The sequence below is a fragment of the Polynucleobacter bastaniensis genome, assembly GCF_018882205.1.
Lineage (GTDB): Bacteria > Pseudomonadota > Gammaproteobacteria > Burkholderiales > Burkholderiaceae > Polynucleobacter > Polynucleobacter bastaniensis.
In genome coordinates this window covers 1-12947 of record NZ_JACVOU010000003.1, presented here as the reverse complement: position 1 = coordinate 12947, position 12947 = coordinate 1, and the positions used below count along the sequence as shown (strand labels likewise).

13 protein-coding genes are annotated in these 12947 nt (G+C 42.4%); 7 read left to right on the top strand and 6 right to left on the bottom strand.

Annotation, left to right across the window (positions count from 1 at the left end; all coding sequences use genetic code 11):
* Positions 1–5: 5 nt before the first annotated feature.
* The 3 genes from ICN22_RS06025 to ICN22_RS06015 form a co-directional block, all read right to left on the bottom strand.
* Positions 6–551 carry an SRPBCC family protein gene (locus ICN22_RS06025; RefSeq protein WP_216169382.1) on the bottom strand — a complete coding sequence of 182 codons (546 nt, stop codon included), beginning with the start codon at positions 549–551 and terminating at the stop codon, positions 6–8.
* Between the two features lie 155 nt (positions 552–706).
* Positions 707–1147, bottom strand: a complete 441-nt coding sequence (locus ICN22_RS06020; protein ID WP_216169381.1) for a tautomerase family protein — start codon at positions 1145–1147, stop codon at positions 707–709.
* A 191-nt stretch (positions 1148–1338) separates the two neighbouring features.
* Positions 1339–1761 (bottom strand): PAS domain-containing protein, encoded by a 423-nt coding sequence (locus tag ICN22_RS06015; RefSeq protein WP_216169380.1) that lies wholly within the window; start codon positions 1759–1761, stop codon positions 1339–1341.
* Positions 1762–1893: 132 nt separating this feature from the next.
* Here ICN22_RS06015 and ICN22_RS06010 point away from each other — a divergent pair, with 132 nt between their 5' ends.
* The 3 genes from ICN22_RS06010 (at position 1894) to ICN22_RS06000 (ending at position 3897) form a co-directional block, all read left to right on the top strand.
* Positions 1894–2295: a hypothetical protein gene (locus ICN22_RS06010; RefSeq protein ID WP_216169379.1), complete on the top strand. Its 402-nt coding sequence runs from the start codon at positions 1894–1896 to the stop codon at positions 2293–2295.
* A 373-nt stretch (positions 2296–2668) separates the two neighbouring features.
* Positions 2669–2836, top strand: a complete 168-nt coding sequence (locus tag ICN22_RS06005; RefSeq protein WP_216169378.1) for a hypothetical protein — start codon at positions 2669–2671, stop codon at positions 2834–2836.
* Between the two features lie 314 nt (positions 2837–3150).
* The gene (locus ICN22_RS06000; protein ID WP_216169377.1) at positions 3151–3897 is read left to right on the top strand and encodes a TerC family protein; all 747 of its coding nucleotides are present in this window, start codon (positions 3151–3153) and stop codon (positions 3895–3897) included.
* Positions 3898–4128: 231 nt separating this feature from the next.
* Here the strand turns inward: ICN22_RS06000 and ICN22_RS05995 are convergent, their stop codons facing one another.
* Positions 4129–4794, bottom strand: coding sequence for an SHOCT domain-containing protein (locus tag ICN22_RS05995; RefSeq protein WP_216169376.1), 666 nt, complete (start codon positions 4792–4794; stop codon positions 4129–4131).
* A 441-nt stretch (positions 4795–5235) separates the two neighbouring features.
* Here ICN22_RS05995 and ICN22_RS05990 point away from each other — a divergent pair, with 441 nt between their 5' ends.
* The 4 genes from ICN22_RS05990 (at position 5236) to ICN22_RS05975 (ending at position 10337) form a co-directional block, all read left to right on the top strand.
* Positions 5236–5526: a hypothetical protein gene (locus tag ICN22_RS05990; protein ID WP_216169375.1), complete on the top strand. Its 291-nt coding sequence runs from the start codon at positions 5236–5238 to the stop codon at positions 5524–5526.
* Positions 5504–5833, top strand: coding sequence for a hypothetical protein (locus ICN22_RS05985; protein WP_216169374.1), 330 nt, complete (start codon positions 5504–5506; stop codon positions 5831–5833). The genes ICN22_RS05990 and ICN22_RS05985 overlap by 23 nt, the downstream gene beginning before the upstream one ends.
* Before the next feature lie 362 nt (positions 5834–6195).
* Positions 6196–7242: an efflux RND transporter periplasmic adaptor subunit gene (locus tag ICN22_RS05980; RefSeq protein ID WP_216169373.1), complete on the top strand. Its 1047-nt coding sequence runs from the start codon at positions 6196–6198 to the stop codon at positions 7240–7242.
* Positions 7242–10337 carry an efflux RND transporter permease subunit gene (locus ICN22_RS05975; RefSeq protein ID WP_216169809.1) on the top strand — a complete coding sequence of 1032 codons (3096 nt, stop codon included), beginning with the start codon at positions 7242–7244 and terminating at the stop codon, positions 10335–10337. The genes ICN22_RS05980 and ICN22_RS05975 overlap by 1 nt, the downstream gene beginning before the upstream one ends.
* A 202-nt stretch (positions 10338–10539) precedes the next feature.
* Here ICN22_RS05975 and ICN22_RS05970 read toward each other — a convergent pair whose 3' ends face one another.
* Both ICN22_RS05970 and ICN22_RS05965 read right to left on the bottom strand, forming a co-directional pair.
* Positions 10540–11655 (bottom strand): SDR family oxidoreductase, encoded by a 1116-nt coding sequence (locus ICN22_RS05970; RefSeq protein WP_216169372.1) that lies wholly within the window; start codon positions 11653–11655, stop codon positions 10540–10542.
* A gap of 75 nt (positions 11656–11730) precedes the next feature.
* Positions 11731–12872 (bottom strand): IS3 family transposase gene (locus tag ICN22_RS05965; protein ID WP_216169371.1). Its coding sequence is split into 2 segments (ribosomal slippage): positions 11731–12605 and positions 12605–12872, totalling 1143 coding nucleotides; the frame shifts between segments, so codons are not numbered across the junction.
* Between the last annotated feature and the right edge of the window lie 75 nt (positions 12873–12947).

The following is a 12947-nucleotide window of genomic DNA, read 5'->3' as shown; positions in this document are numbered from 1 at the left end:
TAATATTATCTGCAGGCAAGACTGAGGGCATCACGATTCTTATCCATTGCTTGAGCGATATTCTCAAAACTTTTTTGCATATTATTTTTCATAAAATACTCAATAACCCCTTTAGGTACGGAAGAGTTGGGCTCTAAAAATGCTTGATAACGTACTTGAACCCCTTTATCGCCTGTTTTAATACGCCAACTACCTGAATAAGTCTTACTATCACCCTTTGTTTGAACAAAGCTCAAACCTTGATTTAGCTGTTCTGTGTACTCAAGAACAGAATGCATCCTTAAGGGAAAAAGGAGCACCCTCTCCTCAATCAATCTTTCTATGGTGACTTTATTGCCCTCTCTTTTTTTAACTTTAGACTCAATCAAGCCGGGCGTCATCCTAACATCCTCATAGTCGGTTAGAAAAACATATGCCTCACACTGACTGACGCTGGCAATATAACTTGCTTCAATAGAAAACCCAGCACCCACTCTATCAATACTGACTTTTAAGTCGTATGGGGAAGAACTCTGATCTGCTCGAGAATGCTGACTTACTATTAGCGCCATTAAAGTGAACAAAATCTTTAAAACTAGACTGTCAAAATAGATGGTATGAAATCTTCTTAATAGACTATTCAAATTGTTTCTTCTTATTTGAGACCAGTTGTGAGATATAAAATTTCTTTAGTAAAAACTACATGCTATCCGACCTGCCTTGTAAGTTAGGAGTTCAGCTTGGTTAACTTTTTTTGTATTGAATCTGGCAATGTTGCAAACCATGCTTTATCACTACCCACCGATGGCAAAATTTGACCGTATTCAATCATCAGAGATGGTGCTAGTTCATCAAGATATGCCCATATTTGATGACTGGCAAGCTTGGTGTTTTTCTGAATCGCAATTTCAATCTCAACTAACAACTGCTTTTTGATCTGCTCACTTCGCCCGTTTCTAATCTGGCCACTCAAAAAAATATGGGGCTCATCGAGTAAGACGCCTCCGATAAAACAGTCATGAAGGTCCAGCTCTTTAAAGATCACTTGAGCAAAGTAAGCCTCAGCTCCTGTGACATTTGCATGAATCTTGGTAATTTCTTGTGCTAGGGTGAACTTTTGATAGGTATTGAAGGATATACCCGCATGATAGATGCTGTATGTCGCCATCTAAATCTCTTAAAAAGATAAAAAACAATAGTAGTGGTGGTTTATTAAATATTTATTACAGGATTAATAAAAAGAGTATTTGGCCTGCTCAGCACGATTCGAACGTGCGAGTTGGCCTTAGAAGAATTCATGGCTGCTGGAATGTGTATATATTTCAATGGCTCACAGCTTAGAAAAGATAATGTAGTCTATTAATCTGGTAACCATGTGACAACTTTTTCGCGTTGGATTGCTAACCAGGCTTTTAATTCTCCATTGTCAATAATTGGAATCATGCGCCAGTTCATCATAAAAATCGTACCATCTTTTTTATAATTTACGGTCTCACCTTCAAAGACCGTGACATCAATGAGACATTGCCGTAAGCGTTGAATAACCTTTTGGGAGGTACTTGAGCCCTGGAGAATCTTAGGCGATTTCCCGAGAATTTCATCTGAGCTATAGCCGGTCAGTTGCGTGAACGCTGAGTTAGCGTAGGTAATTTTGGGGTTACTTGATGCATCGGTGATAAGAATAGAATCGTAACCCTGCAAAAGTATGGTTTCAAGAATAGATTGGCATAAATCACTACTGAAGGTATTTTTAAGATTGCTCAGCATGTCTAACAGTAACATAGTTTATTTGTGAGTAATGTCGTTTAAAACAACATTTAGATAGTGACACTTCAGTAAGTAGGGTCTTAAATATGTACCCAATGCTTAAAAGATCATTAGTCTAGCTAAGACACTTAGTCTTAAGGGTTTACTGTGAAAGAAAACCAAGCATCAAGTAAAAAGCTTCTGACACAACTGGAGTTAGAAAATCAAACTCACAGTGAAAGGGCTGATGCTGCGAATAAATTATGCGAAGGCTGGCTAAAAGAAAATAAGTTATTACTCTTACAAGGTCTTCCACAGCTAACCTTAATAAAATACAAAGAATCTGTTAACTACCAGACAGATGATGCCCTCGTATTTTTAGCTGGAGCAGATGATGCTTGGTTAAATGGCTATCATGAGCGAATCAAACAAAGAGAGCAAGAAAACATCGCATATCACACCGGCCAACAAATCACCCTCTGGATGAAGTTAGGTGAGTTCACTCGCATCGTTGCCATTGGAATACTTATAACACTGTTGATTGGCTTTATTTTTATATTGCTCTATTAGCACGCTGAGTATCTCTTAAATTCACTTAACCGGCGCAAGGATGAAAAACCCTTCCATAAAGCTTTCCTTGTGAGAGTTTTTTTGCAATCGAGCATCTCTGCTAAAAAAAATTTATGGAGTATTTACGGACAAAAAATATTATTCGTTTAGATGTAGAAGAAATTTTTATATCATTTTATTTTTAAGAAAAATTTACTCCCAAAATTGTCGTTTTTAATCATCAATTTTCAAGTCATTGGTAGACATGTCATCACAAACTCATCAGAATTCGCAGCAAGCAATGGATCTGCAGAGCAAAATACCAATCTATCAAAGTTAGTCATTAAATTGCTCTTCAGTTTTTAGGTCAAAAACCTGACATAGCACTGGGGTCATGATGAAAAAACACTACTACCTAAATGAAGATGATGATTACTTTAATGAGTATGCAGATGCGGTCAAATATGATCTATTAAAAGATCGGCTACATTGGCAACATCAAGCACGTAAAGAAATTAACCTGGAATACCAATTTTCAGATGACGAATGTGATTTTGATTGAAAAAAATAATCAATTTTAATAACATGACCAACTGGAAATTTCTATTTTAATGACTTAGACGCATAAATCCGGACTGTGTAATAAACTATGCAGTGCAGTTTGGATTCTTTGGGCGGCCTGAATTATTTACTGTCGGTTAAACCGACACTACAGCATAAGAGCTTGGATAGGCCAATACTGACCAGAAAGCAGGCCCTCACGCTACTTAACACTCAGATGCTCAAATAGACCGAAAGCCGACATCGATACCATATTTATACTAAAAGATACGCTTTCTATCCCTCCTTAATGTTTAATTAAATTAATATCACTAAATGTTTGAATTCATTCTTGACCCAAACACTATTATTGCCTTTCTGACGTTAGCAGCTTTAGAGATCGTCTTGGGTATCGACAATATTATTTTTATCAGCGTCATAGCCAATCGCCTCCCAACAGAAATGCGTGATCAAGTCCGTCGCTTCGGTTTGATGTTCGCCTTAATAACGCGCATCCTGTTACTTTTCAGCTTGTCATGGGTAATGGGTTTAACAGAACCCCTCTTTAATGCATTTAATCAAGAAATAAGCGGTCGTGATTTGATACTGTTTGGTGGCGGCCTATTCTTGCTCTGGAAAGCATCCAAAGAAATCTATCTAGAAGTTGAAGCTGAAGAAGAAGCTCCAATTGAGCAAAAAGATATGCAAAAAGAAGTGGACAAAGCTAAAGCCAAAGTATTTTGGGGTGCTGTTGTTCAAATCGGTATCTTAGATATTGTTTTCTCATTAGACAGCGTGATCACTGCTGTTGGTTTAGTAGATGAAATTTCGATTATGATTGCCGCAGTTTTAGTTTCGATGGGTGTAATGCTTTTTGCTGCAAAACCAATTAGTGAATTTGTTCATAATCATCCATCAATTAAAGTGCTAGCGTTGTCCTTTTTAACCATCATTGGATTAGTTTTAATTGCCGAAAGTATGGATGTTCACATACCAAAAGGTTACGTTTATTTTGCAATGGCATTTTCTTTGGCTGTGGAAATTCTTAACATTCGGTCGCGCACCAAAAAATCACCTAAATAACATTATCGAGGATGCCTGCTCAAATGAAAAACCACTCCAAAGAGTGGTAGTAGAAAATTTAAACTAATTTTTTATTTAGACATCGGCATTACTTTTTTCATTTCCTCAAGAATCTTATTCCGTGTGGAGTCTGCAAAACCCAGTTAAGAGAATCGTCCAAGCTACTTGCATTTATTAAATAGAAAAGCCACCTTTAAGAGTGGCTTTTCAGAAATCAGTAAATAAAAGATTTTAAAGAGTCCTAAGTATCTCCGCCTTCTTGGTATTGTATTCATCGGGGGTGATTAAGCCCTTTTTGAGCATATTGTTTAGGTCATCAAGTCTTTTTGCTGGATTTGGCAAGTCATTCACTGGCTTGGCTTGGTTAGATTGAGTGATTGCAGCTCTAGCAGGTCCTGGTGGGGTTGTTCCGCCTGTAGATTGAGATTCGTAGATTGCGCCTGGGGCAGCTGGAGCAGGTGCTGTAGACGCCTTTGGTCCAGTTGGTAATGCAGGAATAGTACTGCCTTTAATCATCTCAATATTTAGGGTTGGTGGATATGAAAACCCGGCACCTGTACCTGCATCGACAGCGTAACCAATTAAACCGCCTGCAATAATATTGCCCCAAACTGCACCTTCACTTGCAGACTGAAAAACAGATACTCCTACATGGCTTTCCTCTTTTTTGCACGTAGCTGACATGTCGCCATATGCCTTTAGAACAGTCACTGTGCCGGGAGTATTTACATAAAAAGTACCCTTATCATTCACCAGAGTGCAGTAAGCCCCAGTAATCGGCTTTCCCTCATGAGTCGTTGTCACAGAGATTGGCTGGTTTCTTGAACCAGTAATTGATGCACATCCTGTTGCAAAGATACTCATTAAAAGAATTACAAACAATCCGAAACGATTCATATTCAACCTCACCTTTATTGTTAGCAAAGAATATAGGAATTAGAACTAGTTTTAGATGTCTCGGAGAGGGATTACCCTTGGGTATTGGTCCCCATTTGGTCCCCTATCAATTACAAAGTGCTGTATTAATGAATTTAGCGCCGAGGACGATATTTAATAAAATCGCCCACTAAGCATTGAATTACTTGGGTCAACAGATTTTTTTGGCCTGCCCAGCACGATTCGAACGTGCGACCTACGCCTTAGAAGAATTCGTGGCTGTTCAAAAGTCTATATATTTCAATGGCTTACACGATTCAATCGGAACTGTGCAATAAACTGTGCAATGCATAAGTGCTACTTAAAAGACAAATCCTCATCTAGCTTTCAACACTTGATAAGCATTATTTGACAAAAGTCATGCCATCATGCAATAATGCTGCATGAATATAGGAGAATGTCATGGGCGCAGTTATAGATCACCAAGTTATTAAATCCATTGGATCGAGTGGGCAAATCTCGCTTGGAAAAGAATATGCAGGACGTCAGGTTCTAGTTGAAAACCCAGAGCCTGGAGTTTGGTTGATCCGCACCGCCACTGTCATTCCAGATAATGAAAAGTGGATGCATACGCCAGCCCTTAAAAAGGATTTAACTGCTGCTTTAGCCTGGGCACAAAAAGCACCCGCTAAAGCAAGCGACCTTTCTAAATTAAAAATAGCTAAAGCGCATGGCACGAAACGTAAAGCCTGAGCCATTAGTCGAGCTTGATCTTAATAGTCCTGTTTTTCAATCTTCCTGGAGTGATTTAGAGCTAGCAGAGCAAGAAAAGGCATTGGCTACCTTTAAAAAGCTCACACAACTAACCTGGAACCAGATCTATCGAGACAAGGGCTTGAAGTGGGAAAAGATTCACAGCATTGCAGCCCCTAAAAATATTGAAGCGCTCTACTCCTTTCGTGTAAGCAAATCTATTCGAGGGATTGGCTTTAGAGAAAATCACTTTTTACGAGTCTTATTGATAGAGCCAGACCATGATGCCGCTTATGGGAAAAAATAGTTAGGGTGAACGGCAACTGTAAACTATGTGGTCGGTACCGGATGTAAAGCATGTGTCCGGTACGGACCTCTTGATATCTGGCCTGCCCAGCACGATTCGAACGTGCGACCTACGCCTTAGAAGAATTCGTGGCTGCTAAAAAGTCTATATATTTCAATGGCTTACAGCGTTAAAATGTGACTGTGCAATAAACTGTGCAATGAAATATTTTAGGTAAATCGATACTCCATCAGCCTTCTTTTATGGAGCGCTTAGAGCCATCTATTTAATGAATAAGTTATGTCCACATTTACTCAATGGATATTGGACTTAATTAAGATTTAGGAAGCAGAAGTGTTGATAAATTAATAATTGAGCTTTAAATGAAAAAAATTCTTATGCCATTGGCGCTTGCTTTTATAGCACTTCACGCAGACTCTCAAGTGAAGCCTCAGCCACTAGTCCCTGACGCAGGGACTGCACAGGGCAAACCTGCATTAAGTATCAGCATTACAAAACCAGTCCGGCAAACTCTTTCAATTAAAACTGCCACAAATGGCACCGTTGGCATCTGGCAGGAAGCGATTATCGGTACTGAGACGATGGGTTTACGCTTAATTGATCTTCGAGTAGACATAGGCGACCGTGTTCGCGCAGGCGACGTACTTGCGGTTTTTGCGTCTGACACAATTCATGCCGAGTTGGCGCAAGCCCGCGCGGGACTTGCTGAGGCAGAAGCAACTTTAGATGAATCCCGCCAGAGTGGAAATCGAATAGATGAGCAACGTGCCCAGGCACGGGTGGAGATGGCGCGTGCGCAAGTGAAATTACAAGAACTACGACTTGCTCAATGTACTTTGATGGCACCTGATGAAGGGATAATCTCTGCGCGCATGGCATCAGTTGGTTCAGTACCAGGGGTCGGTAGTGAATTATTTCGTTTAATTCGGCAAGGGCGTATAGAGTGGCGTGCAGAAATTACCGTAGATGAGTTAGAACGTATCCAGCCAGGTATGCGAGCAAAACTAGAGGCGCCCAATGGCACTCTCGTAGAAGGACAAGTTCGCCTGATATCTCCCATCATGGATGCGCAAACTCGTAATGCATTAGTCTATATTGATTTACCAGGCATTGGTACCAAGGGTAGCTCAGGACTCAAGCCTGGAATGTTTATAAGGGGTAGTTTAGAAATCGGGCAAAGTACCGTCTTGACAGTACCAAAGCCAGCAGTCACCTTTCGTGATGGCTTCAGTTATTTATATCGGCTTTTATCTGATCAACGGGTTGAGCGAGTCAAGGTACAGACTGGTCGGATAACAGCCGATCGCATTGAAATCATCTCGGGCTTGGCGGCGAACGATAATATTGTTTCCGCTGGTGTTGGCTTCTTAAGTGATGGTGATCGCGTCCGAGTGGTCAACCCTAGATGATCAACGTCTCATCGTGGTCAATTCGCAATCCGCTAGGTGCGGTCATGCTTTTTGTAATGATGACCTTTGCGGGAATAGTTGCATTTCATGGGATGAAAGTACAAAACTATCCCGATATCGGTTTACCTACGGTAATTCTAAGTACGTCACTTTCAGGAGCATCACCCTCCGCATTAGAAACCGATGTGGCACGTAAGATAGAAAACTCAATTGCTTCTCTCCAAGGGCTAAAGCACATCACTACTAAAATCCAAGATAGTGCAGTAACGATGACGGTAGAGTTTCGTCTCGAGAAGCCAGTTCAGGAAGCAGTTGATGATGTACGTTCAGCCTTACAAAGTGTGCGCGCAGAACTTCCTGCTGATTTACGTGACCCAGTTGTACAAAAGCTCGACCTTGCAAGCCAACCCATCCTTGCATTCACTGTAAGCTCAACATCACTCGATAACGAGGCCCTGAGTTGGTTTATCGACTATGAAATATCCCGCACATTATTAGCGATTAAGGGTGTGGGCTCGGTTAACCGGGTTGGAGGAGTAAATCGCGAGATTCGCGTCTCACTTGACCCTTTGAAGTTAAATGCATTAGGCTTAACCGCCGCAGAAATCTCCCAACAACTTCGAATTATTCAAAATGAAAGTTCAGGAGGAAGAGCTTCTATTGGCGGACTCGAACAGTCAGTACGCACCTTAGGCAAAGCAAATAATGTTGCAGAACTTGCTGCAACTGAGCTGTCAGTGTCTCGCGCTAGCGGTGATTTAGTACAGCAAATTCGTCTTGGCCAAGTAGCTACGGTAAAGGATACGGTGGGTGAAGCACGTTCTGCCGCACTTCTTGATGGCCGCCCTGTTGTTGGCTTTGAGGTGGCACGAAGTCGAGGTGAAAGCGAAATTGTAGTGGGTAATGCAGTGAGACTTGCTCTTAACGAACTTAAACAACGCCATGAGCATATTGCTTTAACTGAAGCTTTTGATTTCGTCACTCCAGTGCAAGAGGAATATCACAACTCTCTCAAGTTACTATATGAGGGTGCATTACTTGCAGTAATCGTGGTTTGGATATTTTTACGCGAATGGCGCGCTACATTAATATCAGCAGTCGCTTTACCACTATCAGTAATACCGGCTTTTGCAGGAATGGTCTGGCTAGGATTTAGTCTTAACATCGTCACCTTACTAGCACTTTCCCTGGTTATTGGTGTTCTCGTCGATGATGCGATCGTTGAAGTTGAAAATATCGTACGCCATCTTCAGATGGGTAAAACACCCTACCAGGCCGCAATGGATGCCGCTGATGAAATTGGACTGGCGGTAATCGCAACTACTTTCACGCTAATTGCAGTTTTTCTGCCAACAGCTTTCATGAGCGGTATTGCTGGAAAATTCTTTAAGCAATTTGGCTGGACGGCAGCCCTCGCGGTATTTGCTTCGCTTGTAGTTGCCCGTGTTCTTACACCTATGATGGCTGCCTATTTATTGCGTCCAAGTACATCGAATACTTACGTTCGAGATCCGAGCTGGATGAAGGTTTATCTGCGTATGGTTGACTGGTGTCTTCGGCACCGTCTAGCAACACTCTTGCTATCTGGAGGCTTTTTTATCGGATCTTTAGCATTAATTCCGCTTCTCCCCCAAGGTTTCTTGCCAGCCGACGATAGCTCGCAAACACAAGTAATGCTAGAGTTACAGCCCGGATCCGCGCTAGTCGAGACTATAGCAGCAGCAGAACAAGCCCGTGCTGTAATAATGCGAATGCCTGAAGTCCGAAGCGTCTACACCACCATTGGCGCAGGTAATGTTGGTAGTGATCCATTCTCGGCAACTGATGCAGCCGAGGTTCGACGCGCAACCCTCACAGTACAGTTAGTAGCACGCGGGGAGCGCCAAAAAAAACAAATCATAGAGAACCGCATGCGTAACGAGCTTGAGGTGATTCCTGCTGTCCGTACTAAAGTTGGTCTTGGTAGTTCAGGCGAAAAATACGTTCTCGTTCTGGCTGGTGATGATCCCCAAGCCCTACAGCTAGCTGCTCGCTCTGTGGAGCGCGATCTACGAACGATCTCCGGTCTAGGTAACGTATCGTCAACAGCATCATTAGTTCGTCCGGAGATTGTTGCACGACTTGATAACGCCCGCGCTACTGATCTTGGTGTAACTAGTGCCTCAATTGGCGAAACTCTTCGTATAGCAACTTTAGGTGACTACGACACTGCTTTACCTAAGTTGAGCCTGGAGCAAAGACAGATACCAATTGTGGTGCGGCTTGATGATACTGCGCGTCGAGATTTATCAGTTATTGAGCGACTTAATGTGCCAGGTGCTCGGGCTCCTGTAATGCTTGCGCAAGTTGCTACATTGGAGCTTGCTGGAGGCCCGGCAGTTATTGACCGTTACGATCGTACTCGCAATATTAGCTTTGAAATCGTGCTTGCTGACTTACCGCTTGGTAAAGTTACAGAAGTAGTGCATTCTTTGCCATCGGTACGCGACTTGCCTCGGGGTGTCCGCATTATTGAGGTAGGTGATGCGGAGATTATGGAAGAGTTATTCGCGAGCTTCGGCCTTGCTATGCTAACCGGCGTACTGTGCATCTTCATTGTTTTAGTGTTACTTTTCAAGGATTTATTACATCCTTTAACAATTCTAGTAGCATTACCCCTATCCTTAGGGGGCGCTTTTGTTGCACTACTTGCTGCAAATCAAAGCTTTTCTATGCCCTCCTTGATTGGCTTGGTAATGCTGATGGGTATTGCTACTAAAAACTCTATCTTATTAGTAGAATATGCGATCGTTGCCCAACGTGATCAAGGGCTTGCACGACTTGATGCCCTTATAGGCGCCTGCCATAAGCGTGTACGTCCAATTGTGATGACCAGCATTGCAATGGGTGCGGGCATGCTGCCAATTGCAGCGAGCTGGGGCTCAGCTGATCCAAGTTTCCGCTCCCCCATGGCAATTAGTGTCATTGGCGGGTTGATAACCTCTACCCTATTGAGCTTAATGGTAATCCCAGTAGTCTACGACCTTTTGGAAGATGCCAGGCTGAATCTTGCTCGCTGGTGGTTGCATGTGCAATCTAAATCTCCCAAGCCATAAAAGAAAATAGTCTAAAAAGATAGGTATCGTAATTATTGATGGCCCATGGCGGAATAGAAACACTAGCACAAGGGGTACGGTAGTTAATGTTTGGTTAGGAAACTCGACTGCCACAGGGATGGAACATCCTTGGAGCCCTCGCCACCGCTACATGAAGTGTCTTTTTAAAGGACATTGCTTCTTGGACATTAAGTAATCTTAGTTATTTGTAATCAAACTTCATTTGCTCAGATATCAAAATATCTTTACTGGTTAGCTCACAAAGCCCCGCGTACTTTGCTAATGGAGTGGGTTCACTCATTCCCTCTTCAATCAATCTTTGATTATCAAAAGCAAGTTCAAGGGTTGAAAAGTTTCCATAAGTTTTAATTGCTTTAGCCACAATGCGTCGATTACATTCGCCAAGAAGTGATTTGAATTGATTTTTCATGAGAAGTATCTGCTCATATGATTTTTGTTGATAACCCTCTATCTTTGACCTGCCTGTAGCTTTAGCAATAGCTTCATCAATTTCAGCAAAACTTGAGGAATACTTTTCTCCCGCTGAGATATGGTACGAGTCATACTTTAGCTTTGGTTTAGTTAAAAGCAAATAAAGGGCATCGGCACAATAATCTACTGGAACTACATCAATCTTCTGCTCTAAAGTACAAGGGAATGCTTTTAGTGCCAACGCTATTCTAAAAATCCAAAAGATACTGCCCGACGGCTTACAACCTAACTTGGTGTGCCCAACAACAATGGATGGTCTAGCAATGACTAGGGGTAAATCAGGCAATTCTTCCTTTAGGCGTTGCTCAACTTCATATTTGCTATGCGTGTACTCTAAAAAATGCTGAGTTTTTTTACCACGGTTATAGCCCTCGAGGACGGGATTTGGTGAATCTAATCCACAAGCCATTGCGGTACCAATGTGAAGAAATCTTTTTAACTTACACCGATGACTTAGGCCATGAGCCATATTTAAAACCCCGTCTACATTCGTAGGCCAAATAGAGGGGTTGTTACCAAAAGAGGCTACTGCGGCAGAGCTAACAACATTTTCAATGGAGCTCAAGCGTGGGTCATCGATCCAACGATTCACAACATTTAAATCACCGCACAGAATCTGCTCTAACCTAAGCTTTAATAACTGCCCTGTTTTAATGCCATGATTTCTGAGTGTGTTAACTAACCTCACCATGCCCTCTTCAGGTTTTGATGAGCGAATTAAGAAAAGCGTATCGTAGGCTTCATTGCCAGCAAAAAGCTTGGCCGTCAAAGCTCCGCCAATAAATCCGTTTGCTCCAGTAATCAGTAGGTTTGGTTTAAAAGGCATTAAAGTAACTTTTTAGGTGAATATGAACTGCTGTCAATTTAGGTCCAATACCAAAGAGAGTTTTTCTATAGTAAATCATTGCAGCAACATGGGTTGATTCTGGATTATTTTGGGCACTTGGGTTTGAGGTGCTGGTGGTCTGTAACCTAAAGCGCTATGAGGCCTGACTTGGTTATAGTGCTTGACCCACTCCCCCACGATGATCTGGGCTTCTTTTAGGCTATAGAAGATTTCTCCATCTAATAAATTGTCTCTGAAGGTGCCATTAAAGCTTTCACAAAAGCCATTCTCCCAAGGACTACCCGGTTCAATGTAAGCGGTTTTCACTCCAACCCCAGATAACCAACTACGTAGCTCTTTAGCAATAAATTCTGGGCCATTGTCCGATCGAATATATTGCGGGATACCGTTGTCAATCATGGCGTTGGCCAGTTGTTCAATCACCTGGATCGATCCAATTCTTCTAGCGCAGTGGATCGTTAAACACTTTCTAGTGAACTCATCAATCAGGGTGAGCATCCGGATCTTGCCACCATACGCATCTCTAATGAACACAAAGTCATAACTCCAAACATGATTGGGATAGTTGGCTCGAAGCCGCATACAACTGCCATCGTTAAACCAGAGCCTACCTCTAGGAGGTTGCTTTTGTGGGATCTTCAGACCCTCTTGCCGCCAGATACGAGCTACCTTGCTTGTCGTAGCTTGTCCCCAGCCGGCATTACGCATCATCCCAGCAATAAATCGATAACCATATCGGCCATAGGTGCTCGCCATACGGATGACTTCAGCCCGTAGGGGCTCTTCGTCATCTTTAGGCAGTGGCATATAACGATAAGCTGCTCTGGATAGCCCCACTAATTCACAAGCTAAGCGCTCTGATGTTGAGTATTTATTCATCAACACCTGAGCAGCTGTTTTGCGTTTAGCAGGGCTTAGAAGTTTCCCTTAATGACTTCCTTAAGCATGACCTCGCGCAAGGAGAGATCGGCAACAAGCTTCTTTAAGCGGGTATTTTCTAGCTCTAGATCTTTGTACTTACGAGCCTGATCGACTTTCATACCGCCGTAGATCTTGCGCCAACGGTAATAGCTTTGCTCAACCGTACCCACTTCTTTACAAGCCTGGGCTAGGGTTTTGCCATTGGTGGTTAAAACATCGATTTGACGCAATAAGGTGACGATTTGCTCGGGTTTAAGACGCTGACCTTTTGCCATATTTAGCACTCCTTTAAGGTGAAGATTATCAAAAATCCTCTCTTCTAGGGTGGTACTAAAAATCAGGTCAGTTCA